This is a genomic window from Erythrobacter ani (assembly GCF_019204025.1).
GTDB classification, from domain to species: domain Bacteria; phylum Pseudomonadota; class Alphaproteobacteria; order Sphingomonadales; family Sphingomonadaceae; genus Erythrobacter; species Erythrobacter ani.
The window spans coordinates 476,180-502,048 of sequence record NZ_JAGSPB010000001.1 but is presented as its reverse complement, the minus strand read 5'-3'; the positions used below and the strand labels follow the sequence as shown (position 1 = coordinate 502,048).

Annotated in this window: 22 protein-coding genes; 8 read left to right on the top strand and 14 right to left on the bottom strand. The window is 60.5% G+C overall.

Features of this window, described 5'->3' with window-relative positions; genetic code table 11:
- The first annotated feature begins 7 nt into the window (after positions 1 to 7).
- On the top strand, positions 8 to 925 hold the full coding sequence (locus tag KCG45_RS02395; protein WP_218315537.1) for a DMT family transporter: 918 nt from the start codon (positions 8 to 10) through the stop codon (positions 923 to 925).
- On the opposite strand, the gene KCG45_RS02390 is transcribed toward KCG45_RS02395, so the two are convergent.
- The 3 genes from KCG45_RS02390 to KCG45_RS02380 all read right to left on the bottom strand — a co-directional run bounded on the left by KCG45_RS02390 (position 922) and on the right by KCG45_RS02380 (position 4,272).
- Positions 922 to 2,247 (bottom strand): DUF2254 domain-containing protein, encoded by a 1,326-nt coding sequence (locus KCG45_RS02390; RefSeq protein ID WP_218315536.1) that lies wholly within the window; start codon positions 2,245 to 2,247, stop codon positions 922 to 924. The genes KCG45_RS02395 and KCG45_RS02390 overlap by 4 nt on opposite strands.
- A gap of 40 nt (positions 2,248 to 2,287) precedes the next feature.
- On the bottom strand, positions 2,288 to 3,316 hold the full coding sequence (gene nadA, locus KCG45_RS02385) for a quinolinate synthase NadA (protein WP_218315535.1): 1,029 nt from the start codon (positions 3,314 to 3,316) through the stop codon (positions 2,288 to 2,290).
- A gap of 71 nt (positions 3,317 to 3,387) precedes the next feature.
- On the bottom strand, positions 3,388 to 4,272 hold the full coding sequence (locus KCG45_RS02380; protein WP_218315534.1) for an MBL fold metallo-hydrolase: 885 nt from the start codon (positions 4,270 to 4,272) through the stop codon (positions 3,388 to 3,390).
- Between the two features lie 98 nt (positions 4,273 to 4,370).
- Here KCG45_RS02380 and glpK point away from each other — a divergent pair, with 98 nt between their 5' ends.
- On the top strand, positions 4,371 to 5,840 hold the full coding sequence (glpK, locus tag KCG45_RS02375; RefSeq protein WP_218315533.1) for a glycerol kinase GlpK: 1,470 nt from the start codon (positions 4,371 to 4,373) through the stop codon (positions 5,838 to 5,840).
- Positions 5,841 to 5,864: 24 nt separating this feature from the next.
- On the opposite strand, the gene KCG45_RS02370 is transcribed toward glpK, so the two are convergent.
- Both KCG45_RS02370 and KCG45_RS02365 read right to left on the bottom strand, forming a co-directional pair.
- Entirely contained in the window at positions 5,865 to 6,353 is a 489-nt protein-coding gene (locus tag KCG45_RS02370; protein WP_218315532.1) for a DUF1465 family protein, read from the bottom strand.
- 160 nt (positions 6,354 to 6,513) lie between these two features.
- Positions 6,514 to 6,711: a YdcH family protein gene (locus tag KCG45_RS02365; protein WP_218315531.1), complete on the bottom strand. Its 198-nt coding sequence runs from the start codon at positions 6,709 to 6,711 to the stop codon at positions 6,514 to 6,516.
- 191 nt (positions 6,712 to 6,902) lie between these two features.
- Here KCG45_RS02365 and KCG45_RS02360 point away from each other — a divergent pair, with 191 nt between their 5' ends.
- The 5 genes from KCG45_RS02360 (at position 6,903) to tilS (ending at position 12,722) form a co-directional block, all read left to right on the top strand.
- Positions 6,903 to 7,058, top strand: a complete 156-nt coding sequence (locus tag KCG45_RS02360) for a YdcH family protein (RefSeq protein ID WP_218315530.1) — start codon at positions 6,903 to 6,905, stop codon at positions 7,056 to 7,058.
- Positions 7,059 to 7,233: 175 nt separating this feature from the next.
- Complete coding sequence (gene ptsP, locus KCG45_RS02355; RefSeq protein ID WP_218315529.1) at positions 7,234 to 9,504, top strand: phosphoenolpyruvate--protein phosphotransferase; 2,271 nt, start codon at positions 7,234 to 7,236, stop codon at positions 9,502 to 9,504.
- A 133-nt stretch (positions 9,505 to 9,637) separates the two neighbouring features.
- A complete protein-coding gene (locus KCG45_RS02350) occupies positions 9,638 to 10,498 on the top strand; it encodes a helix-turn-helix domain-containing protein (RefSeq protein ID WP_218315528.1) in 861 nt (286 codons plus the stop codon).
- Between the two features lie 211 nt (positions 10,499 to 10,709).
- A complete protein-coding gene (locus KCG45_RS02345; RefSeq protein ID WP_255547909.1) occupies positions 10,710 to 11,699 on the top strand; it encodes a tetratricopeptide repeat protein in 990 nt (329 codons plus the stop codon).
- Positions 11,700 to 11,723: 24 nt separating this feature from the next.
- The gene (gene tilS, locus KCG45_RS02340) at positions 11,724 to 12,722 is read left to right on the top strand and encodes a tRNA lysidine(34) synthetase TilS (RefSeq protein WP_369410749.1); all 999 of its coding nucleotides are present in this window, start codon (positions 11,724 to 11,726) and stop codon (positions 12,720 to 12,722) included.
- Between the two features lie 32 nt (positions 12,723 to 12,754).
- Here the strand turns inward: tilS and KCG45_RS02335 are convergent, their stop codons facing one another.
- The 6 genes from KCG45_RS02335 to rimO all read right to left on the bottom strand — a co-directional run bounded on the left by KCG45_RS02335 (position 12,755) and on the right by rimO (position 22,177).
- Positions 12,755 to 15,544 carry a phosphoenolpyruvate carboxylase gene (locus KCG45_RS02335; protein ID WP_218315527.1) on the bottom strand — a complete coding sequence of 930 codons (2,790 nt, stop codon included), beginning with the start codon at positions 15,542 to 15,544 and terminating at the stop codon, positions 12,755 to 12,757.
- The gene (locus KCG45_RS02330; protein ID WP_439648895.1) at positions 15,541 to 16,536 is read right to left on the bottom strand and encodes a glucokinase; all 996 of its coding nucleotides are present in this window, start codon (positions 16,534 to 16,536) and stop codon (positions 15,541 to 15,543) included. Before KCG45_RS02330 ends, KCG45_RS02335 begins: the two co-directional genes overlap by 4 nt.
- Positions 16,537 to 16,540: 4 nt before the next feature.
- Positions 16,541 to 18,349 (bottom strand): phosphogluconate dehydratase, encoded by a 1,809-nt coding sequence (edd, locus tag KCG45_RS02325; protein ID WP_218315525.1) that lies wholly within the window; start codon positions 18,347 to 18,349, stop codon positions 16,541 to 16,543.
- The gene (gene zwf / locus KCG45_RS02320; protein WP_218315524.1) at positions 18,342 to 19,805 is read right to left on the bottom strand and encodes a glucose-6-phosphate dehydrogenase; all 1,464 of its coding nucleotides are present in this window, start codon (positions 19,803 to 19,805) and stop codon (positions 18,342 to 18,344) included. The genes edd and zwf overlap by 8 nt, the downstream gene beginning before the upstream one ends.
- Positions 19,806 to 19,917: 112 nt before the next feature.
- Positions 19,918 to 20,724 (bottom strand): transglutaminase-like domain-containing protein, encoded by an 807-nt coding sequence (locus KCG45_RS02315; RefSeq protein ID WP_218315523.1) that lies wholly within the window; start codon positions 20,722 to 20,724, stop codon positions 19,918 to 19,920.
- Between the two features lie 76 nt (positions 20,725 to 20,800).
- Positions 20,801 to 22,177: a 30S ribosomal protein S12 methylthiotransferase RimO gene (rimO, locus tag KCG45_RS02310; RefSeq protein WP_218315522.1), complete on the bottom strand. Its 1,377-nt coding sequence runs from the start codon at positions 22,175 to 22,177 to the stop codon at positions 20,801 to 20,803.
- 67 nt (positions 22,178 to 22,244) lie between these two features.
- Here rimO and KCG45_RS02305 point away from each other — a divergent pair, with 67 nt between their 5' ends.
- Positions 22,245 to 22,643: a DUF1761 domain-containing protein gene (locus KCG45_RS02305; RefSeq protein ID WP_218315521.1), complete on the top strand. Its 399-nt coding sequence runs from the start codon at positions 22,245 to 22,247 to the stop codon at positions 22,641 to 22,643.
- A gap of 27 nt (positions 22,644 to 22,670) precedes the next feature.
- Here KCG45_RS02305 and KCG45_RS02300 read toward each other — a convergent pair whose 3' ends face one another.
- The 3 genes from KCG45_RS02300 to serS are packed head-to-tail and all read right to left on the bottom strand — an operon-like array spanning position 22,671 to position 25,824.
- Positions 22,671 to 23,762: a potassium channel family protein gene (locus KCG45_RS02300; protein WP_218315520.1), complete on the bottom strand. Its 1,092-nt coding sequence runs from the start codon at positions 23,760 to 23,762 to the stop codon at positions 22,671 to 22,673.
- A gap of 20 nt (positions 23,763 to 23,782) precedes the next feature.
- Positions 23,783 to 24,544, bottom strand: a complete 762-nt coding sequence (surE, locus tag KCG45_RS02295) for a 5'/3'-nucleotidase SurE (RefSeq protein ID WP_218315519.1) — start codon at positions 24,542 to 24,544, stop codon at positions 23,783 to 23,785.
- Entirely contained in the window at positions 24,544 to 25,824 is a 1,281-nt protein-coding gene (serS, locus tag KCG45_RS02290; RefSeq protein WP_218315518.1) for a serine--tRNA ligase, read from the bottom strand. Before serS ends, surE begins: the two co-directional genes overlap by 1 nt.
- Positions 25,825 to 25,869: the final 45 nt, after the last annotated feature.

Below are 25,869 nucleotides of genomic sequence, written 5' to 3'. Positions count from 1 at the left end.
CGCAACCATGGAAAAAGAGGGGGTCCGCGAAGCAAAACTTTACGATCCGCGCGGTGCATTTCTGCTCGCTGCATTGCTCGCGGGAAATGTCGCGCTGGCTCTGGGGCCATGGCTGGTACGACTGGCCGATACCGGACCTGTTTCTGCTGCATTCTGGCGGCTGTTCCTTGCCCTGCCGTTCCTGATCGTCTTCGCAAGGATGGCGTCGCAGCCACTGGGAGGGATGCCGCGAAAGACGCTGTTCTGGGTAGCGATCGGTGCGACCGCTTTCGCGATGGACCTTGCCAGCTGGCATGTCGGGATCGGCCTGACACGGCTGGGTAATGCGACTCTGTTCGGCAACGCGGGATCGATCATCCTCCTGTTCTGGGGCTTTGTTATCGCTCGGATACTGCCCAAGGGTCTGGAATGGCTCGCGATCCTATTCGCGCTGGGGGGGGCAGGCATCCTGCTTGGCCGGAGCCTTGAGATCGGCACGGAGACATTCGTCGGCGATCTGTTCTGTTTGACTGCGGGTGTGCTCTACGCCGTTTACCTGCTCACTCTGCAAGGCGAACGAGCACGGTTCGGATCATGGAGCTTGCTCGTCTGGGTGAGCGTGTTTGCATGTCCGGTGCTGCTCACTCTGGCGCTGGCTCTGGGTGAGCCAGTATGGCCGACGAACTGGACGCCCATTCTCGTCCTGTTCATCACCAGCCAGCTCATCGGGCAGGGATTGCTCGTATTCTCACTCGGTCACTTTCCACCACTCATCATCGGTCTGGCGCTGCTTACGCAACCTGCGGTCGCAGCAATCATCGGCTTCGGTGTCTTCGGTGAGGTACTCACGCCGCTCGATATCGCCGGGATGATCCTTTTGGGAGGTGCACTGGTGGTGGCAAGGGCCCGCCAGCCCAGACGGCCGGTTGGATCGGACGAAGGCTAGTTTTCGCGCGAAAAGCGCTGCTCGAATGTTTTGTACCTTTCGTTAACCCGTTCAAGGTCGGGCCCCGCCAACGCGACTCGGGCCTGCTCGATCAGCAAGTTTGCCTCATTTTTCAGCAACGCTCTGCGTCCATGGTGAGAAATGGGAAGCGCGGCGTCGGCAAGCACATCCAGCATCACCAAAGAGGCATTCGAGCTTGCAGCGACTGCGCTTCGGATCGAGCCGAATCCGCGTCCGACATAGTGATCGAAACTGTCGGAAAGGGGGATGACGGGGCAGTCCTCCGCATCCTCGCCGCACACATCCTTGCGTAAGTCGCGCCGTCCGATGTCGGAGATCGCCGCGCCAAGCCAATGCAGCGCGGTTATCGCGGTGAAGGGATCGTTGATGCCTGGAGACAACGCGCGCATTCCAATCTCGACCAGCTCGTCGATGAGGAATTGCGGATCCTGTTCCGGAGTGCGGACAGGGCCGAGAGTGATGTCTTCGCGAACGGCTTGCTCGATTTCTTCCGGGTCTGCGCCTTTCACGTCCATCAGCGGAAGGCCGCGATGGACGAAATCGCCGGTGCGCACGCGCAAGGAAAATGTGCTGCCGCATTCACGCGCCTTCTTCTCGAGATCTTCGAAATCTATCAGCTGGACATACCCGGTGGCCCATGCCGTAACAGTGTCTCCGCCTTCGCCCTCGCGCGCGTCGGCGAAAGAGTCTTCGACGGGATAGGTTTCGCGGATTGCATCGAGCAGGCGGCGACCAATGGTCTCAAGAACCTTGTTGATGCGGATGGAGGAGGGAACATGATGTAGAAAAAACACCAGCACGCCGACGCATGCGGCCATCAGAAGGTAGGCGACTAGCAAGGACAATTGCGGCGCGAAGCCCGGCAGCATATCTGCTCCCGCTTGCCCTGCCGATGCTGGCGATTCTCCCTCGGCCCTGACGGAGCGCAGCACGATGAGCGTGTATACGAACGTGCCGATGAAGGTCGCCAGGCTGACCTGATTGCCCTTGTCCTCCAGGAAATTGGTGAGCAGCCGCGGGCCATAATTGCCGCTGGCATATGTCACTGCCACGAGCGTGATCGAAAACACTGTCGATGCGACGCCAATCATCGCGCCGGCCATTACGGTGAGAATATCCGAAGCGCCGCTGGGGCGGACAGGGACGAGCCAGTCGGTTTCGTTCAGGAATTCGGCAAAGCCGTTGCGATCGAGATAGATCATCGCGAAGCCGAGCAGCGCCGCCAAAATCGCGAAGGTGGCCGGATAGAACCAGTAATTGGCGTTGAGGCGCGCCCAGAAAAAGCGGATTTCGGCAGTCATGCGCGATTAAACGCACGAAATGCCGAAACGGGTGCGTCGCTCAGTCCCCGCTGGGAATGTCGTGCTCCGGAATATCCTCTATCTCGACTTCGCCTATATCGCCTTTGCCGACGCTGCTGCTTGCCATTTCGAGCATGCGATCGAGGCTTTCCTTCGCCTTCAATCGCAGGTTCTCCTCGATCTCGATACGCGGCTCCAGGTCACGCAGCGCGACATAGAGCTTTTCCATCGTATTCAGCGCCATGTATGGGCAGATGTTGCACGAACAATTTCCATCCGCGCCCGGTGCACCGATGAAAGTCTTTTCCGGCAGCGCCTTTTCCATCTGATGGATGATGTGCGGCTCCGTCGCGACAATCAGCGTGTCGCCTTCGAATTCCTGGGCGAATTTCAGGATCCCGCTGGTCGATCCGACGTAATCGGCATGATCGACAATGGTCGGCGGGCATTCCGGATGCGCGGCGATCGGCGCATCGGGGTGCTGCTCCTTCAGCTTCAGCAATTCGGTTTCGCTGAAGGCTTCGTGGACGATGCAGACGCCTGGCCACAGCAGCATTTCGCGATCGAACTTGCGGCTTAGATATCCGCCGAGATGGCGGTCCGGACCGAAGATGATCTTCTGATCTTCCGGGATTTGCTGGAGGATGGTTTCCGCACTGGAGCTGGTGACGATCACGTCCGAGAGCGCTTTCACCTCTGTCGAACAATTGATGTAAGTCAGCGCGATGTGATCGGGATGCGCCTCCCGAAAAGCCTTGAACTTTTCGGGTGGGCAGCTGTCTTCGAGGCTGCAACCGGCATCCATATCAGGAAGCACGACGATCTTTTCGGGCGAAAGGATCTTGGCCGTGTCGGCCATGAATTTCACGCCGCAGAATGCGATAACATCGGCATCGGTTTCTGCCGCCATCTGGCTGAGCTGGAGCGAGTCGCCGACATAATCGGCGATGTCTTGGATATCGGGCGTCTGGTAATAATGCGCGAGGATCACCGCATTGCGTTCTTTGCGCAACCGGTCGATTTCGGCGAGCAGGTCTTCGCCGGAAGGAACTTTGGTCTCGATGCTCATGGGCAACCCTCACTGATCACGTTTCGAACCATCTAGGGATGGCTTGGCGGAATTTCGAGTGAAATCGGTACCTAGCGCGCGCGCCAGATTTCCACGCCCGCCTCGTGCGAGCGGCCAGCAAGGCCTCGCTTTTCAAGGTCGATGAGATGGGCAGTCACGCTCATTTCGGCAGCGGGGATAAGACGCTCATCCAGCCCCTTGTACATCTGCGGGATAAAGGCGGAGACAGCGCGCGCTTGCTCGCCCATGAGCCGCAGGATCTGGTTTTCGCGCTGCCGGCGGTGGCCGATCATGCCGCGAACAAGCTGCCTTGGCTTCGTAATCGCGGCGCCATGGGCGGAATGGTACACAATGTCCTCGCGCGTCTGCAGTTTTTCGAGGCTCGCCATATAATCGCCCATATCACCATCAGGCGGAATGACAACGCTGGTCGACCAGCCCATGACGTGGTCACCAGTGAACAATGCGCCGCTTTCTTCGAGCGCGAAACACAGATGGTTCGAGGTGTGGCCGGGCGTCGCAACGGCGGTTAGCGTCCAGCCGGTTCCGCGCATCTGCTCGCCATCCTCGAGCACGCGGTCGGGCGCGTAGGTCGTGTCGAAAGCCTCGTCAGCGCGCGGCAGATCCGTTTTGAGCACCAGCGGCGCGCAGCCGACGATTGGCGCCCCTGCCATTTCAGACAGCGGCGCGGCTGCAGGCGAATGATCGCGGTGCGTATGTGTGCACATGATCGCCAAAAGCTTCGCATCTCCGACGGCGGCCATGATTGCATCGATGTGGGCGGGATCGTTCGGGCCGGGATCGATCACCGCAACATCAGGACCCGCGCCAACCACATAGGTCTGCGTCCCGGTGTAAGTGTAGGGAGAGGGGTTCGGCGCCAGCACTCGCTTTACCAGCGGCTCGAGCTGCTCGGCCACGCCTGTGGGCCACGGTTTCGGAGGTATGCCTGCCATGTTTTTTCATATGGGGCGCAGCAGCGCGCCTGTCGAGGCCGGGGCCTTGCGGTCACCGCGCGACCGGTTAGAAATGCGCCGAAGACGAAGGGGATCTCATGGCCGACTACATCCTTGTACTGGACGAAGGCACGACATCGACGCGGGCCATGCTGTTCGCAATCGACGGCGTTCTGGTGGCTTCGGCGCAACAGGAACTGACGCAGCACTATCCGCAAAGCGGGTGGGTTGAGCATGACGCATCAGAGATCTGGAACAAGACATTGCAATGCGCGCTCGACGTGATCCCGAAGGCGGGCGGCGCGGCAGCGATCGCCGCCATTGGCATTACGAACCAGCGGGAAACCGTAATCGCGTGGGACAAATCTAGTGGGGAGCCGCTGACAAGGGCGATTGTCTGGCAGGACCGCCGAACCGAACCGTTCTGCATGGAATTGCGGGACGGCGGTCATGAAAAGTCGGTGCAAAGCCGGACGGGCTTGCTGCTCGATCCGTATTTCTCAGGCACGAAAATGCGCTGGATGCTCGACAATGTGCCGGAAGTGCGCGCTGCGTCGGATAAGGGTAGCCTCGCGTTCGGGACGGTCGAAAGCTGGCTGACGTTCAAGCTCACGGGCGGCTTGCACGTGACGGATGCCAGCAATGCAAGCCGCACCTTGCTGCTCGAGCTTGCGGGTAAGCAATTCGACGAGGGGCTGTGCGATCTGTTCGGAGTGCCTCGCGCCGCGCTGGCCGAGGTGAGCGACATGTCGGGGCCGCTGGCAGAAACCGATCCTGCGCTGTTCGGCCGGGCAATCCCGATTGCGGGGATGGCGGGAGATCAGCAATCCGCGACTATCGGGCAGGCGTGCCTGTTGCCCGGTGAGACCAAGGCGACTTATGGCACCGGCGCTTTCGTGCTGACAAACCAGGGGACGTCGATCCCGCATTCGGACAATCGACTGCTCGGCACGGTCCTGTTTCAGATCGACGGGAAGCGGACCTATGCGATCGAAGGATCGGTGTTCGTCGCGGGGAGCCTTGTCCAGTGGTTGCGCGATTCGCTGGGTATTGTCGAAGTCGCGAGCCAGACCGAAGAGCTCGCACGGTCGATTCCGGATTCTGGCGGAGTGACGATAGTCCCTGCACTGGCCGGGCTTGGCGCGCCGCATTGGCGCGCGGAAGCCCGCGGTGTCATATCGGGGTTGAGCTTTGCGAGCGGAAAACCGCAATTGGCGCGCGCTGCGCTGGAGGCGATGGCGCACCAGACGAGCGACCTCGCCAAGGCCTTTGCCGCCGACGGTACGGCTTGGGAAACACTCAGGATCGATGGCGGAATGGCTGCGAACACCTGGATGGCGCAGGATCTCGCGAATGTGCTTAACATCACCGTTGAGCGACCGGATTTCATCGAGACGACGGCGTTGGGCGCCGCCATGCTGGCCGCCGCCGGGGCGGACCTCTACTCCGGGCTTCAAGAGGCCGCAGACGCCATGCGTGGGAAGCTGACCCGGTTCGAGCCGGATATGGATGAGGAGGTAAGGGCCGCTCGGCTGGCCAATTGGGAAAAGGCGCTAGCTACGGCCTGATCGGCACGCAAGGTTGGTCCAAACTTAGTGTTGCGCTGGTCCGGACTGGCGCATTTCTAACCGCGAAAATTCTTCCCCGATCCGGTGCTGGAACACGCGCACTGGCGATCCCATGTCAAAGCCCTGGCGCCAAGCTCTATCCAGCCGGGCGATGCGTCCGTGCAGAGCCTCTGTTTCAGCGATCAGAGCGCGGGTTTCCGGCTCGAGCATGTCGAGCTGGGCCGGGTCGGCCGGACGATCGGGTGGCAGCGCACCGTGATTACGCACTTGATTGTCGGTCAATTCGCCCGAGAAAAACGCCCGCTGGTTCAGCAGCCACGCGAGCAAGTGCATCATGCGCGTAGTAGTCTTCAGCCCTTCGGTCGAAAGGGCGAGCCGAACGCTTGCGTCTTCATCCAACGCCGGTTCCCTTGTTCCCAGCGCGAAAACTGCGCGAACCTCGTCGGCAAGGACGAGCGCTTCGCTGTAGAGCGCCTCGATAATCGGGCGGGAAAGATTGCTGGTGCGGGCCATGTATGGATCGCTCGCTACGCTCGGATTGCGCGTACGACCATGGGTGTATGGTTACTATCCGCGCGCAATTTTAATCCGTCCCTTGGCGGGACAGAATTGCTTCTGCATTCATGAGGCAAGTCGCCCTGTGCGCGCGGTATTCCCACCGAAGTGGGTCAAATCACGCGATAATATCCGGAAGCAGCGTATCCTCAATGATCGAAATCTGGTCTTTCAGCCGCAGCTTTCTTTTCTTGAGACGGGCAATCTGAAGCTGATCGGAAGAACCCGCCTCGGTCAGCGCGGCGATGGCTGCATCGAGATCGCGGTGCTCCGATTTGAGCAGTTCCAGCGTCTTGCCCAGCTCTTGCTCATTCATTCGCCCAATTTCCCTATTCTCGCGGCTGTTCCGCCAACGGCCTGCCGCGCATTTATGCGCAGACACCGTTTCACCCAAATGAAGAGCTTTGCAAGTTAACCCAACTGTGGTTTCATCGATATCAGCGGCCCGGCCGCCTTGTGCCGAGTCGTTCCCCCGGGGGCATTCCCCCGATCTAAAGGAGAACCTGTATGGCATCGTCACACGTCAACGCACTCCAATCCAAACATGCCGGGCTCGAAGCCAAGCTTCGCGAAGAAATGTCCCGGCCCGTGCCTGATGCTGCGACGATCCAACAGCTTAAGAAACACAAATTGCGATTAAAGGAAGAAATGCGCCGATCTTGACCGGCGCGATCGTGATTCCTTCCTGACCCAAGTCAAATTCCGGAGCACTAAACGGGTGTGTTCGCATGCCCCGTTTCCGGAATGCGCGGGCAGTCCGGTCGCAATCGGCGGAGCTCGGCGGGCCGCACTGCTTGGCTTTGCTTTTGCGCGCCGGACTGCCTAAGCCGAGATCACGATGACCGCCGCCGCTTCCGCCCGCCAGATTCTCACGAACCTTCACGAGGTCATGGCCTCGCGCATGCATGCACAGGGTAAGCTTGACCGGGTGGTCGACATCGTCGGCGAAAGCCTGACGAGCGAGGTGTGCTCGATCTATCTGCTGCGTGAGGGAAGTCTTGAATTGTTCGCCACGCGCGGGCTCAATAAGAGCGCTGTGCACGTGACCCGGATGGCCATTGGCGAGGGTCTGACCGGTGTGATCGCTGACAATGTCGAAACGCTGAATCTTGCCGAAGCGAAAGCCCATCCGGATTTCCAATACCGGCCGGAAACCGGCGAGGAAAAATTTCATTCCTTTGCCGGTGTCCCAATTGTCTACCGCGAACGGGCCGTCGGCGTGCTGTGCGTCCAGCATGTCGAACCGCGCCGCTACGAAGAGGTCGAGATCGAGGCGCTGCAAACCACGGCGATGGTCCTCTCAGAACTGATCGCCAATGCCGAACTGGTCGATGAAGAGGAGGCGCGGGGCCTTATCGAAGGCAGGACGGGCCAGCAGACCGTTTCCGGCCTGACACTGGTGACGGGGCTCGCGGTCGGTCATGCGGTTTACCACCAGCCGCGCGTACAGATCACACAGGTTGTGGCGGAAGATACCGAGGCGGAACGTCAGCGGGTCTACCGCGCATTCGACAAGATGCGCGAACAGATCGACAACCTGACCGGGCAGGCGGAATTCGGTGTGGGCGGAGAACACGAAGAGGTCCTCCAGACTTACAAGATGTTCGCTTATGACGAAGGCTGGTCGCGCCGCATCAACGAAGCGATCGACAGCGGCCTGACTGCTGAGGCCGCGATCGAGCGCGTTCAGCAGCATACCCGCATGCGGATGCGCGAAATCGACGATCCGCTGCTGGCTGACCGGATGCACGATCTGGAGGATCTGGCGAACCGGCTCCTGCGGATTGTGTCGGGCCAGCTTGGAACCGCCGCATCACAGGGTCTGCGCCGCGACACGATCCTGATCGCGCGAAATCTCGGTCCCGCCGAATTGCTCGAATATGATCGCAGACGGCTGAAGGGTGTCATCCTCGAAGAAGGATCGCTGACGGCACATGTCGTCATCGTTGCGCGGGCCATGGGGGTGCCGGTACTGGGCCGCGCGAACGGTATCCGCGGCATCATCCGTGACGGCGACGAGGTCTTGCTCGACGCAAGCGCTGCTACCGCGACCATTCGGCCCTCCGCCACGGTTGCCGAGGCTTTCGAGGCGCGTTTTGCTAAATCGCGCGAGAAGCAGGCTGCATATGCAGAACTGCGCGATGTGGAGCCCTTCACTCGCTGCGGTACGCGCATTCAAGTGATGATGAATGCTGGCCTCCGCGACGACATAAGCGCGCTGGCCATGACCGGTGCCGACGGTGTCGGCCTGTTCCGTACCGAGTTTCAATTTCTGGTGTCGGCCACCTTGCCTCAACGTGAGCGACAGACGCGGCTTTACCGGGATGTCCTGGATGCAGCAGGAGACAAGCCGGTAATATTCCGCACGGTCGATATCGGCGGAGACAAGTCGGTGCCTTATCTTGCATCGGACATTGCCGACAAAGACGAGAATCCTGCGATGGGCTGGCGCGCATTGCGGCTTGCGCTCACCCGCGAAGGATTGATGAAGGCGCAGGCACGCGCGCTGCTGGAGGCGAGCGGGGGACGTTCGCTTTATGTGATGTTCCCCATGGTCTCAGAACCGTGGGAATTCGATGCAGCCAAAAAGGTTTTCGACGAGCAGCTGGCATTCCTGCGGTCCAAGAAAAAGCAGCTGCCCGAGGCGATTCATTATGGCGCCATGCTCGAAGTGCCCGCGCTCGCGGAGGTTCTTGACCTGCTGTTGCCCAAGCTTAGTTTTCTGTCGGTCGGAACCAACGACCTAACGCAGTTCCTGTTCGCCGCCGACCGCGCCAATCCGAAGCTTGCGGAGCGGTACGATTGGCTAAGCATTCCGATCCTTCGGTTTTTGCGGCGTGTCATGCAATCCTCGGTAGGAAGCGGCGTCGATATGGCCGTATGCGGAGAGATGGGCGGTCGACGTCTCGAAGCCCTTGCGCTGCTCGGAATCGGTTTCCGCCGTTTGTCGATCACACCGGCGGCTGTTGGCCCGATCAAGGAACTGGTGCGCAAGGTAGACCTCGCGGAATTGAGCGAAGCGGTTACGGGCTGGTTGCTGGACCCGTCAGTCAATCTGCGCGAAGAACTTTCCGCCTGGGCAGCGGCCCGCGACATCGAAACCGATTGATGGCCGACGCCTAGAGACAGTGCGCCTCGTGTGCGGGGCAGCAAGCTTTTCGAATCATTGACAGTACAGACCGAAAAATATGGTGTGCTGGCCAGCAAATAAGTCTAAAACCCGCGCGAAAGCGGGCAAGATCATGACAGACGAACACGAAAGCAGCGAAGACGGTCCGATCGCCGATCCCGAAGCGGGTCCGGCAACTGCCGGCGGCTATCTGCGCGCTGCGCGTGAGAAGAAGGGGTTCGAACTCGATCATATTTCGGCCGAAACCCGCATCCCCTTGCGCCATCTGAAAGCGATCGAGGATGGCGCCTTCGATGAGCTGCCATCGCGCGCCTACGCCATCGGGTTCGCAAGGACATACGCGCGCGCAGTCGGTCTCGACGACCGCGACATCACTGATCTGGTACGCGAGGAACTGGCCGAAGGCCACGCGCGCCAGTCCGCGCTTGCCGGAGGCATGGAGCCCGGCGACCCGGCCAAATTGCCTTCGGCTGGTCTCGCGTGGTTCGGCGCCGTCGCGGCGATCATCCTGGCTGTGGGCGTGTTCTCTTTCTATCGCACCTATTTTGCAGCTGGCAGTGGTCCGGCTCCGCTGGTTGCTGAAACACAGGATGTCGATGACTCAGAGCAGCTTGCAGCAAATGAGAATGGCGGCGCAGAAGGCGGCGATGCGAATGCAGCGGTTATCGACCCGGAGGGCAAGGTGGTCTTCACCGCCCTGGAAGACGGCATCTGGGTACGCTTCTATGAAGATGAGGGTGAACGGTTCTTCGAGGCACAAATGGCGAGCGGTGACACTTTCGAGGTGCCTGCAGATTCCGAAGCGCCGCTGATCAATACGGGTCGGCCCGATGCCTTTTCGATCACGATCGACGGGAAAGAGGTGCCCAAGCTTTCCGAAGAGCCAATAACGCTGGGCGACACCCCGATTTCCGCCTCCGCGCTGCTCGCCCGCTCCGAAAGCGACGCTGCGTCCGCGCCGCAACTGAACTGACCGGCGCAACGGGTCAGCATTCTTTCCCACTGTTTTGGTGCCTGCCCCGCTCGACTTGGAAGAGTGGAGGCGTCACAGATTCGGCTGACATTCATGCTCGGTCCGGCAAAGATGCCGCTTCGGGAAAGAGCCACCGATAAGGGCAATCGGCAGCGTTCAGACCCATCTCGATAACGATCGCGCAACCATCAGAGAGGGAGCCGCACAGCTCATGAAGATCGCTCTTAAACCGAACATTACCGGCACTGTATTGCGAGTAGGAACGGCTTTCGCGATTGCCGCGACAATCGTGACGTCTCCGGTGCCCGCCATGGCGCAGGACAATGTTTCTGAATCGCGGCTGCGCAAGATCGAAGCGGAGATCCGCGCGCTTCAGCGGAATGTGTTTCCGGGCGGGGATGGGCGGTATTTCGAACCGCAGATTTCTTCCGAGCAGGGGGCCGGCAACCAGTCCTCTCCGAACGCTCCTTCGACCACTGCCGTGACGGACATTCTCGCGCGGCTCGATGCGATGGAAAGTCAATTGCAGCGCCTGACAGCGTTGAGCGAGGAAAACACGAACTCCATCACGCAGATGGAAAGCCGCCTCGCATTGCTCGAAGCGTCGCCGGCTGCTGGCGCAAGCATTGCGGAAACAGTCGATACCGAAGAGTTGCCATCGACGGAAACCAACCTCAGCGCGATGACAGGCGGTTCGTCTTCGTTGGCCAATACGGTGGGTACGCAGACTAGCGCGGAGCCCGAAGAGGTCGGACCAAGCGATGAACGGCTTGCGGCCGTGCAGCAAATCGCAAAACCTCAAACCGACGATGCGGCCGATGACGAGTATTCCTATGGATTCCGCCTGTGGAATGCCGGATTTTACCCGGAAGCCCGCCAGCAGCTATCGAGCTTTGTCGATCAGTACCCGGATCACTGGCGTGTCACGTACGGGCGCAACCTGCTTGGTCGGGCATTTCTGGATGACGGAATGGCAGAAGAGGCCGCGCGCTGGTTCCTGCGCAATTATCAGGCAGACCGCACCGCACCACGCGCGCCGGACAGCCTACTTTACCTTGCTCAGGCGATGATCGCGATGGAAGATACACGCCGTGCCTGCATTGCGCTCGCCGAATTTGGGGACACATATCCGGCTGTTGCCAGCGGGCGCTTGCTCGATCAGTACGAGGCCAATCGCCGCAGGATCACCTGCGAAGGCTGATAATCCAAGTGGTAGGGGGCGCTCATTGATACGGATCTCGACCCGAAGCTGACAGCGCGGTTCCGCGCCAATCTCGAACGTTACGGTTTTGCCGATGCACGGCTGGGAGTAGCGGTTTCCGGCGGCCCGGATAGCCTCGCCCTGCTGCTTCTGGCGTACAGTGTTCGTGGAAACGAGAATGTGGCTGCTGCGACTGTCGATCACGGACTCCGCCCGGAAAGCGCGCACGAAGCAGAATTTGTCGCCGATCTCTGCGCGGAACTGGGTGTCGAGCATCAAACGTTGAAGGTCGAGGTTTCCGACGGGAACCTGCAGTCGAATGCCCGCTCTGCGCGCTACATGGCGCTTGGCCAATGGCATGACGCGGCTCGGGTCGGTGCCGTCATGACTGCGCACCACGCGGATGACCAGGCCGAAACCCTGCTCATGCGCCTGAATCGGGGCAGCGGCGTACCTGGTTTGGCAGGCATCCGTTCCACAACCGAGATTCCGGGTTGGGGCGGCACATTGTTCCGCCCGTTGCTCAGGTGGAGCAAGGCGGAGTTGGAAAGCGTCGTGGCGCAGGCGGGCATCGACCCTGTGTGCGATCCCTCGAATACAGACGAACAATTCGACCGCGCGCGCGTGCGGCGTTTCCTTGCAGAACAGGATTGGATCGACAGTCAGGCGCTGGCCACCAGTGCCACGCATCTCGAAGATGCCTGGCGCGCAATCGAATGGTTTGCTGCGGAGGACTGGGAGACGCACGTCGTGCCCGATTCCGATGAGCAAGGGCGGGCGTTCCGGTATTTCGCCAACGTTCCCCGCGCGATTGCAATCGAAACGATCTGCCGCATCATTGCGGAGCTGGGCGGCACGGCATCGCGCAGTGACGCAGGTGCGGCATTCGACCGACTATGGAACGGTGCAAACGCATCCTTGGCCGGAGTCCTCGCGGTAGCAGGAACCGAGAAGATCGAGCCGACCGGCGTAACCATGAGAGTCTGGCGTTTCAGCCCTGAACCGCCGCGCAAGACCACTTAAACTTCATCGCCGCAGTTCGATCGATATCTGACTTATCCGTGCGCACCGAATTGGTTGGCGATGCTGACCGACAGACGTAGCATCAACGCATAAGCGCGTTCGATCGGATCGATGAAATCGCGTCCGATTTGGGCATAACCTTCGCTGGAAGCGTCGGGATAATCGGCGGGCTCATCCATGGCGAAATCGCCCGGCTCGGGGAAGTGCGTGGGGAAGGCGCGGCGCATCTGGGCAAGTGCATCGTCGATCCTGAGCGAGAAAACCATTTCGAGCACGTCTTCGCGGCTGACGTCGTTCGCGCGGCTGAACACCGGGACTGACACTGCTTTCAGGAAAATGTGCTGCATCAGAGCAAGCCGGACGGACTGAGCGGCCCCGATCATGCGGCGTGTATTCTCGCGTTCGCTGTCCCGGCTTTCTGCCGGAAGCAAGTCCAGCAGGCGGTGAAACTTGAGCGCATCGACGCGGAGCCGTGAAGCAAGCCTGCGGTAGACGCCAGTGCGATCATCCTTGGTCAGGAACTCGGCCAGGGTTTCGCACGCCGCCGAAAGATGCGGTTCGGTGCCCCGGTATGGCCGGCTCGCCCAGTAAGCTGAATTGAACAATTCGCCGTGTGCTGCGACCGTCTTGATACTCGCGAGCTCATTCGAGGCGCGGGCGAGTCCCATCAATTGTCGTCCTCGCGGGCTGGACTCGATCAAACTCGCGATCTCCTCGTAATTGCCATCGGCCGCGCTGCCGATGCCAGAAATGACGTTCACCGGATAGCCGAGCTGCTGGAGGATCGAATTGTGCGGGATTGCACGGATCTGCCGCAGATTCATGTCGCGATCGGCGGAAATATCTGATTGGCGTCGCGATACCCGACTACCGGTCGAATTGAGCAGCCCGAGACCGAAAGCCGTTACTGCGCGTGAATAGGTTGCGCTGCGCAGGTGCCGCCGCTGATCCGCGCGAATGGCGCGGTAAAAATCGAGGCTCAGGTCCGTTCGGTCGTAAAACGGATCGTCCGCCGCTTTCGGATCGTGGCGCGGCGCGCAGGCAATGCGCGAAAGCGTGGCGAGCGCCAGTTCGGGCCCGGCGAAAAACAAGTATCCGTCGCCGCCCTGAAAGCTGACCTCGGGTTCGAGTGTGATTTCCGCCTTAGCGAAGCGATCGCGTGCCCAGGCGCTCATGGGCCAGGTCAGACGTTCCTCGAAGCCGCCGGGGTGAGCGCCTCTGCCCATGCTTTCGCCGTGCGTGTTGAAAATGAGCGCGGCTACATCGGTCAGGGAATGGTTGGCCATGGCCTGCGCAAAGCGTCCCTGAAGCCTCTCGATGGCCAGGCTTGCCGGGATTTGACCGACGAACCGTCCGGCATCGGAAAAACCGGTCTGGATGCAAGCGCGCCCACGCTGGCGCACATAATCGCGGTACTGGTCTTCTGCGCATAGCGCCTCCAGAAAGCGGCCACCGTGTTCGAGCGCGCTTTCGGTTTCGAAAAGCGGAGACACATCGACCATGCCATCGATCCCGAATGCTCGCGCGAAATATAGCGCTGCCAGGATGGTGGAGGGCTGTTCGCATTCCGCGATGAGCATGCGGATCGGCGTATCCGCGTCGATATGTTCGAGAATCTGCGCCATAGCCAGGAATTGGCGGATCGCCGTGGAGCTTTCGATCGCGAGACTGGCGAAATTGGTCCGCATCGGCTCGATCTGCGCAAGCAGGGTGCGCAGGGTCGCCATTGCGCCTTTGCTAGCTAGGTCCAGGTTCGGCTGGTCCGTCAGCCGGCTGCGGATGGCGTTATGCAGCTGCTTCGCATTTACGCGGAAATGGACATGACCCATGCCGAGCCCGTCCGCGCGCATGCATGCGGTGAGCGTCTTCAGCGCGATTGCATGCTCCGTTTCGTCACTTGCGCGAGCTTCCCGTTCGAGCTGGTCGATAATAGTGCGGAGCGAGATCAGTTTGTCGGGATGGTCGTATGTCAGGCGATTCGCGGCCTGCGAAAGAGCGTTTGCCTCGGAAAGGTCTCCGGCGAAATCTTCGGCACTGCGCGCGGCGTGATCGGAGCCAGCGCGAAGGGTTTCCACCGCGTCGTGGCCGGGGTTGATCCGCGCGAGGTCATCCGCGAAACGGCGTAGGCGCTCCGCTTTTTCCGAAAGGCGAAACCGGATCGAGGTGTACCATTTAATATCCGTTCGCCCGTCCATGTCGTACCCGACCCAGCTCGCGAAACGGAACGGTAACGGATTGAGGTCGAGCCATTTCTCCGGCCATGTCTGGGACGCATGTGTCAGCGTATCGTGAACGATCTGCGCGCGCGCGTCCTGCGCATTGGCCAGCGCCTTGCTCACTTCGCCGTGTTCATAATCGAGTGTGATATCTGGCCTCTGCGAATGCGGCGTGCAGACGGCGCGGGTCACGGGCGCATCAGTGCTCGCCGCTGCGGCCACGGCAGCCGTCTGCACGGGTGTCATCAGGAATGTCGGATGGGCGGTAAAGACGGCATGGAGGCGCGGCCTTTCCCACTGCTTGCGAAAATCCTCGAAGTCTTTTGGCGCCGATAAGGATTTTGCCAGAGCATCGCGATTGGCCTGCGGCGTTACCGGCGCGACCAGACGCTGGAGCCGCTTCGCGCGGGCCTCGAGACCGGAACATTCAAGCTCCTCCACCAGCGCCTCGAGCGCATCGAGGTTAATCGCTTCAGCTTCCAGTGCGCGCGACAGATCGAGCCCCAGCTGGAATACCGGATTGAATAGCGGAGTCTCCCGCGTCCTCGCGTGAAGTTCCTGAAGGCGCGCGCTGAGATCGGCGGTGGATTTGAGCGGGAGGGTCATGCGCGATTTTCTCCGAGATGTTTCTGGGCGAAGGCAGCCGCCGCGCCGAGCAGGCCAGGTTGCGGATGGATAATCAGCTTAACCGGCAGGGATGCCATCAATCCTGAAAACCGGCCTTTTGCAGCGAAGCGTGATGCAAAGCCCGATCCAGCAAGAGTCTCGCGAATACGATAGCCGAGGCCGCCCGCAATCACTACGCCCTTCGCACCCTGAACCAGCGCGATGTCGCCGGCGACCGACCCCAAGGCGAGGCAGAACCGGTCGACTGCAGCTGAGGCCAAGCTGTCCTTACCGCTCGTTCCAGCCGTCCAGATTTCGACGTCGCTCTGTTCCTTGACCGCGCGGCCTTCCATCGCGGCCAGCGCGGCGTAGATATCCGCGATGGCCGGGCCCGATACGACGCGTTCGTTCGACACGCGTGTATGCCGTTTCCTGAGCCGAGCGAGAATCGCGTCCTCGATCGCATCTACCGGTGCGAAATCGCCGTGCCCGCCTTCGGTCGCCTGAACGCGGTAGGTGCCATCGGAGTGGCGATGAAAATAAGCCACACCGAGACCGGTTCCGGGGCCGAGGACACTGATCGCACCGCATTGGGGCAGAGCGGTGTCCGGCCCTGCAAGATGGAGGAACTCGCCAGCAGGTGCTCTGGCGGTTGCGTGGGCGACGGCTTCGAAATCGTTGACGATCACCGAGTGGGGACAGGCAAGCTTGTTCTCGATCATCGGCGGACGGATGATCCATGGATTGTTGGTGAACCTGATGATGTCGGCATCTATCGGCCCAGCAACGGCCATCGCCACTCCATTGGGCAGACTTCCGCCCATGCGCTCTCTGTAATGCTCCCAGGCGGTTTCGAAGCTTGCATGGTCTTCGGTCTGCAAGGTTACCGTTTCGTCAAGCGTGATCGCGCCGCCCGGCTCTATCGATGCGATTGCAAAGCGGGCATGCGTACCGCCAATGTCGATTGCCACAATGTTCCGGCTACCGCTCACCTGCTTACAGACCCGCGCTCGCAAGCATGGCCGATGCGCCCTTTTCAGCGCTGTCGGCATGGGTTTGGAGCATCCGGTACATCTCGCGCCCGACCCCCCATTCGCTTTGCGGGTCGGGAGCGGGGGTGCGGCCCGACAGGTCGGCTTGGCAGCAAAGTTCGCCGGTTTCGGCGCAGACCTTCACCACGTCGCCATCCTCAAGCAATGCAAGCGGTCCGCCTCCCAAGGCTTCGGGCGTGCAGTGAATTGCGCTCGGCACCTTGCCGCTTGCACCCGACATGCGCCCATCGGTGACCAGCGCGACTTTGTGTCCGCGATCTTGCAAGACTGCGAGCGATGGCGTGAGCGAATGCAGTTCGGGCATTCCATTCGCGCGAGGGCCTTGGAATCGGACGACGACGACGACATCCCGGTCGAGCTCTCCGGCCTTGAACGCCGAGACAACATCCTTTTGGTTTTCGAAGACCCGGCAGGGCGCCTGCACTGTCCAGCGCTCCTTCGCAACCGCAGACGATTTGAAGCATGCGCGACCCAGATTGCCCGTAACGAGCCGCATTCCGCCATCGGGCTGAAACGGATCGTTAGCAGAGCGCAGCATACTGTCGTCGCGCGTTTCGGTTACGGGCGACCAATCAAGCTCCCGCGCATCGTTGAGGATGGGCTCAGCAGCGTATGCTTCCATGCCACCATCCCAGACGGTGAGGAGATCGCCATGCGCCAATCCCTCGTCCAACAGCGTTCGCGTGACATAGGACATGCCGCCCGCTGCGTGGAAATGGTTAACGTCTCCCGATCCATTAGGATAGACGCGGGCAAGCAGCGGGACGACGCTGGAAAGCTCGGCCATGTCGTTCCAGTCGATGATTATGCCAGCGGCGCGGGCCATTGCCGGTATATGAATCGCGTGGTTGGTCGATCCGCCGGTGGCGAGCAGGCCGATAACGGCGTTCACGATCGCTTTTTCATCGACGACCTGCGCGAGGGTTCGTTCGCTTGTGCCAGCCAATTCGGCGAGACGATGGACGGCAGCGCGATCTAGAGCCTGTCGCAGTTGTGTGCCCGGCTGGACGAACGCGCTGCCGGGGACATGCAGCCCCATCATCTCCATCATCATCTGATTGGAATTCGCCGTGCCGTAAAATGTGCAGGTGCCTGGCGAATGATAGGAACCAAGCTCGCTTTCGAGCAATTCATCCCGCCCGATCTCGCCAGCCGCATACTTCTGGCGGGTTTCCTGTTTCTGTTTATTCGAAATCCCGCTCGGCATCGGGCCGGAGGGCACGAAAATGGCCGGCAGGTGCCCGAACCGAAGCGCGCCGATCAGCAGGCCCGGCACGATCTTGTCGCAAATGCCGAGGCAAGCGATCCCATCGTACATCTGATGCGACAAGGCGACCCCGGTGGAGAGTGCGATGATATCGCGGCTGAAGAGCGAAAGCTCCATTCCGTCCTCGCCCTGTGTCACTCCGTCGCACATGGCAGGGGCGCCGCCCGCGACCTGCGCCGTTGCGCCGACTTCACGGGCGAAGATCTTCATACGATCGGGGTAACGACCATAGGGCTGATGCGCCGACAGCATGTCATTATAGGCGGTGACGATCCCGATATTCGGCCCGCGCCCTGCTTTCATCGCATCCTGGTCTTCAAGCGCGCCTGCAAATGCATGGGCCAAGTTCGAGCAGGCGACATCCTTGTGCTCGGGCCTGCGATCAGCCTCGCGCCGCATCAGCTCGAGATAGGATGAGCGTGGGCCGCGCGAATTTTCCATGATCCGCTCGGTCACCCGGTGGACGCAGTCGTTAAGCCTATTCATGCCAGCTCACTCCATCGCGTTCGGCAAGGGCTATTGCCGCGCTCGGACCCCAGCTGCCCGATCCGTAAGTCTTGGGCTTGATGTCTGCCGCTTCCCAGACCTCGCGAATGGCATCGACCCAGTGCCACTGCGCTTCGACCTCGTCGCGCCGTACAAACAGGGTTTGATCGGCGTTGATCAGATCGAGCAGCAGGCGCTCGTATGCGATGCGGCGGTGCTGTCCGACGAACGCATCGGGCATGGTGATTTCCAGCGGAACTTCGCGCAGTCGCACACCGTCGACCCCCAGACCCGGTACCTTCGCCATCAATGACAGCGTAATGTTTTCCTCGGGCTGAATGCCGATTACCAGGCTGTTGGGCTGCATTGTTGCGCCCATCTCTTCGAAGATCGAGTGCGGCACGCAGCGGAACCGCACAACGATTTCGGTCACGCGCTCAGGTAACCGTTTGCCGGTGCGAAGGTAAAAGGGAACCCCTTTCCAGCGCCAGTTGTCGACATGCGCTTTGATCGCGGCAAATGTTTCCGTGTCGCTGTCCTTGCCCAGCTCGTCGTCATAGCCCGGCACAGCCTGACCATCGATTGCGCCAGCGCGGTACTGTCCGGTCACAGTTTCGCTTGCATCGACCCGGCGCAGCGCGCGCAGCACTTTGACCTTCTCATCGCGAACGGCTGTCGCATCGAAGCTGGTCGGCGGCTCCATCGCGACCAGAGCGAGCAGTTGCAACATGTGGTTCTGGACCATGTCACGCAGGGCGCCTGCGTCGTCATAAAAGGCGACGCGACCTTCCAGTCCGACCGTTTCGGCGACGGTGATCTGCACGTGCTCGATATAATTGGAATTCCAGATTGGTTCGAACAGGATATTGGCAAAACGCAGCGCCAAAAGATTCTGCACCGTCTCCTTACCGAGATAGTGATCGATCCGGAAAATGCGATCCTCGGTAAACGCGTCGGCGACCGCATCGTTGATCGCGCAGCTCGATTCCAGATCGGTGCCGAGCGGTTTTTCCAGCCCTATGCGGACGTGGTCTCCGGTCAGCCCGGCATGCTTCAACCCTGCGATTGTCGACCCAAACAGGCTCGGCGCCGTCGACAGAAAGATGGCGAGGCCCCCATCCTCGTTTGCATTGTCCGAGGGGCCGACCTTGTTCGCCAGAGCCTCGTACCCATCAAGGGTGGTGGCATCGAGCGCCTGATAGGAGAGCCGGTTCAGAAACGTCGCCATGCCGCCTCTCCGCTCTGCGGGCAGAAAGGTTTCCAGCGCTTCACGGGCCATATCGCGGAACTCGATGTCGCTTATTTCGCTACGCGCAGTCCCGATGATCCGAAGATTTTCGGCCAGCAATCCATCGGCATCGAGCGCGCAAAGACTGGGAAGCAGCATTCGCCGAGCCAGATCGCCAGTCGCACCGAACAAAAGCAGCCGATCTGCCGAAATCGCTGGTGGGGCCATTACGATTGGTTCCTTAGTTCGCCATGAAGGCCGACTTCTGTCTTCGCGCCCGTATTAGCGCGATCACGGCACCGGGACTATAGCCCTGCTCGCAGATTCGACGAGGCTGCCTTCAGTTCGCGTCGGAATCGCTGACTGTGACGCTTGAATTAAGAAAGCGATTGGGGCCGAACGTCGTCAGGAAACTGACGTCGGCGGCATCGCGGCCGACACCTATCTTCGCGGTTTTCGACGGGTCAGCCATGCCAGTGGCATCGACAATCTGCCATGCGCCGCCATCCGCACGGCCGGGATCTGCCAGGAAGACTTCGGCGACAGCGTGAAAATCGGGCGGGGAAACGCCAGGCGCATAGCAAGCCACATAACGGGCCGGAATGGTCGAAGCCCGCGCGAGGGTAATGAGGACGTGAGAATAATCCCGGCAGATACCCTCGCGCGCGATCATGCTGTCGATGGCGGTGGTCGAGGGATTGCTTGCGCCGGGTGAGTAGGTGAAATGCTGATCGAGCCAGGCGGAAATGGCAGCAATACGCTCCCCTCCGCTGGTACCGCCAAATTCCGAGGATACGAAATTCTGGAAGCGGTCGGCATGGCAGTACCGGGAGTCGAGCAGGTATTGTACCGCTTCGCCGGGCAAATCATGCGGGTCGAGCGCGGACAGTGATGTCATATCCGAGGTGATGCGCTGGGGTTCTACAACGGCCTCATAGCTTACTTCGAAATGCCCTTTTGATCTGATCCAGATGCGCTCGCCGATATCGTCCTGAGCCGCGACGCGCGCTACGTGCTCTGCCTCGCCCAGCCCGGTCTTTGCCGACACGATGCGCTGTTCCGGCAGCGCCGCCGCTTCGAATTGCAAAAGGGCGTCGGTGAGTTGCTCCGTCTCGAAAGCGAAGCTGGTGTTGATCTGAATGGCCATTACTTAGCCAAGGGTCCGCAGCCGAACTCGTTCCCGATTGCTGGTGAGGTTATGCAATAAAGCGCGGAGTGTCTGCCTATCGAGCAATCGCGCCGAACAAATCGTGAGCGTCCGCGTCCTCAATCACAGCATCGACAATATCGCCCGGCAAAAGCGTGTCTGGTGCGTTGCGCAGATAAACCGCGCCGTCGATTTCGGGCGCATCGGCTTCGCTGCGACCGGTCGCGCCGATGTCGCCGTCTTCATCCGGCTCGCCAACTTCGTCGATGATGACCGGGATCGTGCGCCCGATTTTGGCGGTGAGCTTGGCTGCGCTGATTCGCTCGGTCACCTCCATGAGGCGGGCGTAGCGTTCCTCTTTCACCTCTTCCGGCACCGGATCGGGCAAGTCGTTTGCCGCCGCGCCCTCGACGGGTTCGAACCGGAATGCGCCCACACGGTCGAGCTGAGCTTCTTCGAGCCAGTCCACGAGATATTTGAAATCATCCTCCGTTTCGCCGGGAAAGCCGACCACGAAGGACGAGCGCACGGCGATGTCCGGACAGATATCCCGCCAGCCTTTGAGTCGGTCGAGGACCTTGGCCTCGTTGGCTGGCCGCTTCATCAGCTTCAAAACTCGGGGTGAAGCGTGCTGGAATGGAATGTCGAGATATGGGGTGAGCAACCCCTCCGCCATCAGGGGGATGACCCTATCGACATGCGGATAGGGATACACGTAGTGCAGCCGGACCCAAGGCGCGCGATCGTCTGCGGTACGCAATTTGCCAAGCTCGCGTGCGAGATCCGTCATGTGCGCGCGAACGGGTGAGCCCTTCCAGTCGCGCTCTTCGTGCCGGGTATCGACCCCGTATGCAGAGGTGTCCTGGCTGATCACCAGCAGTTCTTTCGTTCCTGCGGCGACCAGTTTTTCCGCCTCGCGCAGCACCGCATCGATCCGGCGGCTCGCGAGTTTGCCGCGAAGCTGCGGAATGATGCAGAATGCGCAGGAGTGGTTACAGCCCTCGGAAATCTTCAGATAGCTGTAATGACGCGGTGTCAGCTTGATGTCGGGCTGAGGGATCAGGTCGACAAACGGCCCCTGGCTCGGCGGGGCGTGTTCATGAACGGCCTCGACCACCTGCTCGTATTGATGTGCGCCGGTGACTGCGAGCACTTGCGGGTGCGCCGCGCGTATCGCATCCGCCTCCTCACCCATACACCCGGTGACGATCACGCGCCCGTTTTCCGAGATCGCCTCGCCAATCGCGGCAAGGCTCTCTTCCTTTGCGCTATCGAGGAAACCGCACGTATTGACGAGCACCACGTCTGCGCCCGCATAATCGGGCGACATCGCGTAACCATCGGCGCGCAGGCGCGTAAGGATGCGCTCGGAATCGACCAGCGCCTTGGGGCAGCCGAGAGAAACCATGCCGACGCGTTTCTGATCGGGTAGGGTGGTGCTGTTGGAATTCATGATGCGCGGCCCTCTACACCGCAAAGGCGATTTGCGCTAGCTACGTTGCGGGAGAGGGAGAACTCACATGAACGATTTTGCTTTATGGCCGGTACTGGCAGGCGCCGCGGCCTTTTTCGTCGTCGGCGCACTCTGGTACGGTGTGATCTTCGGCAAGGCCTGGCAGAAAGCCGCCGGAATCACGGACGAGCAGGTCCAGTCGGGAAACATGCTCGTCATCTTCGGCCTGACGTTCCTGTTCGAAATGCTCATAGCTATGGTGCTATGGCATTTGCTTGCCCGGACCAATCCGGCTCCGCATGTGATCATGATGATGTCAGTGGGTTTTGCCATCGGGGTAATGATCCCGGCCATCGGGATCAATTACCTCTACCTTCGGAAGACTTTCACCCATTTCATGATCGACGCAGGACATTTCCTGGTAGGGATGGCAGCGATGGGCGGAGTGTTCGTTCTCTTCCGTTGAACCGAAAGCCCGAGATCGGGTGTCGGTCTAGTGCCCGTCGCCTTTGGACGTTCCATTCTCGGTCGCGACGATTTCAACAATCACGTCCCCGGGCTGGAGGCTCTGGCATTCCTCTTCCCAATAACCGATGGCGCGGCCGTTGCGATAAATGCGCAGGCCCCGTCCGCCGCTGCTCAGGTCGGTGATCGAGCAGCCGCATTCCTCTTCTTTGACCACACGCTCGACCAGTTGCACGCGGCCTGTAACCGAGGCGAGATCGGAGAGATATTCGGCGATATGCGCGCCCTTGGCTGAACCGGCGAGGAGCAATCCGGTAAAGCGGACCGGATTGATGACATTATTTGCGCCCGCTTGCCGCGCGAGCAATTCATTGTCGTCCGCGCGCACCACCACGCTGATGGGCACCTTTGGTGCGAGGTGTCGCACCGTCAGCACGATGAGGATCGAGGTGTCGTCCCGCCCGGCTGAGACGAGCACAGTCTGCGCTTCCTGAATGCGGACCGCTTTCAGCGTTTCGTCGCGTGTCGCATCGGCTGCCATCACATTGACGCCCAGCTTTTCTGCCGATGTCAGCCGTTCTTCGCTGGGATCGACGACAACGATATTGCGGGCATCGGTGCCGCGTTCGATCAGTTCCTCGACGCTTTGCGATCCCGAAATGCCGTAGCCCAGGACGACAACATGCCCGGACAGTTTTTCCTGGATACGGGCCATTCGCCATTCCTCCCAGCTGCGCTTGATAATGAAATTGTAGGCCGTGCCCACGAAAATGAAAAAGACTGCGAAGCGGATCGGTGTCACGATGACCGCTTCGATCATGCGCGCGCTGTCCGTGACCGGCGCGATGTCGCCGAACCCGGTCGTCGTGATCGAGATCATCGTGAAATACACGATATCGAGAAAGCTGACCTCACCATCGACACTGTCGACCAGCCCGCCGCGATCGAACCAGTGGATCATCACCACGATGAAGATCAGGAACAGCGCCAGTCCGATCCGGATGCCGAGATCGCCCCACACGGGTATCTTCACCGCACGCCGGAGCGGCTTGAATTTGCTCGCTGCGACCACCTTGTCCGGCTTCGCTGAAAAGATGCGGTCGGTTTCGCGCTTTGCCATTGTGTCCCCTGCCGCGCCGCCTAGTCGTGGAACCGTTTGGCCATCGCTTCGAGCGATGCATGATGCGTGAGGTCGAGCTGCAGCGGCGTCACCGCGATATAGCCGTCATCGATTGCTTCGAGGTCGGTGCCGTGATCCAGCGTGTGTTCGATCGCATGGAGGCCAAACCAGAAATAGCGGTGACCGCGCGGGTCTTTCCCCTCGACGATCGAGCCGCGCGAGTAATCGTGAAAGCCTTGCCGGACGATGCGAATACCCTGGACATCATCCGGCACGCGCGGCGGGAAATTAATGTTGACGAGCGTGCGGTCGTCGAATGGCGTATCGAGCAGCGGTTTGAGCACCTTCGGCCCCCATGCGCGCGCTGCCGCGAACAGATCGCCGCCTGCGCTTTCCCGCGTATAAACTTGGCTGAGCGCAATCGCCCGTATCCCGGCAAGTGCGCCCTCGATAGCGGCCGAAACTGTGCCAGAATAGGTGATGTCATCGCCCAGATTCGCCCCGCGATTGACGCCGGACAGGATCAGGTCGGGCGGGCCGTCCATCACCTCGCGCAGTGCCATCATCACGCTGTCGGTCGGGGTGCCTGTCACGGCGAAGCGCCGCTCGGCAAATTGCTGGAGCCGGACCGGATGGTTGAGAGTGAGCGAATGCCCAGCGCCCGATTGCTCTTCAGATGGAGCGCAGACCCAGACATCGTCGGAGAATTGGCGTGCGATCTCTTCCAGCACCTCGAAACCCGGTGCGTGGTATCCATCGTCATTGGTCAGAAGAATGCGCATCAACCCGCAGGCTCCAGCTTAGTAACGCCGCCCATATAGGGATGCAGCGCGTCGGGTACGATGACACTGCCATCGGCCTGCTGGTAATTCTCGATAATCGCAACCAGCGTGCGGCCTACGGCGAGTCCCGATCCGTTGAGCAGATGGAAATACTCGCTCTTCTTAGATCCCTCGGGTCGGTAACGAGCATTCATACGGCGCGGCTGATAGGTTCCGCCATCGGAGCACGAGCTGATTTCGCGGTACGCCTGCTGGCCCGGAAGCCACACTTCGAGATCGTAGGTCTTCATCATGGTTGCGCCCATGTCGCCTGCGCACAGCGCCATCACGCGGTGGTGCAGGCCCAGAGACTGGAGGAGCTTCTCGGCGATGCCGGTGATGCGCTCGTGCTCTGCTGATGCATACTGGGGCAGCGCGGCGACGATCATCTCGACCTTTTCGAACTGGTGCTGGCGGATGAAACCGCGAGTGTCGCGCCCCGCAGCGCCTGCTTCGGAACGAAAACAGGGCGTAAGCGCGGTCAACCGCATCGGAAAGTCGCTTTCGGCGAACAATTGTTCACGGAACGAGTTTCCAAGCACCATCTCCGAGGTCGATATCAGCAGACGATTGTCGGTGGTGCGAAACAGGTCTTCGGCAAATTTCGGCAGTTGCCCGGTGCCGTAGCCTGCTGCCTCATTGATCAGCAGCGGCGGGTTGCACTCGATAAAGCCATATTCTCGGGTATTCGTGTCGATCATGAACTGGCCAAGAGCGCGGTGGAGGCGAGCCATGTCTCCGCGCAAGAAGGTAAAGCGCGCACCAGAAATCTTCGCGCCTGTTTCGAAATCCATGCCAAGGGGCGGCGCTATATCTGCGTGCTCCTGCGGGGCGAAGTCGAACTGTGGCTTTTCACCCCATTCGCGCAGGAAGACATTGTCGTCCTCGCTGTCGCCGTCAGGAACTGACGGGTCGAGCAGGTTTGGTAGCGCTAGCAGGACGTCGTTCAATTGCTCCGCCAATTCGCGCTCACGCTCTTCGAGTGCGGGCATCAACAGCTTGATTTCGGCCACCTCGGTCTTGAGCGCTTCGGCGGTCTCGGTGTCGCCCTTGCCCATCGCTGCGCCAATCGTTTTTGAGGCATCGTTGCGGCGGCTTTGCGCCTCTTGCAGATTGGTAGCAACGGCTCGGCGTTCTTCGTCGAGAGCGAGGATTGCCTGAGCGACAGGCTCAACACCGCGGCGCGCGAGCGCTGCATCGAATGCGTCAGGATCGTCCCGGATCAAGCGGATATCATGCATGGGGAGCGCCTATGCCCGCTTCGCATGACATTTGAAAGTGCGCAG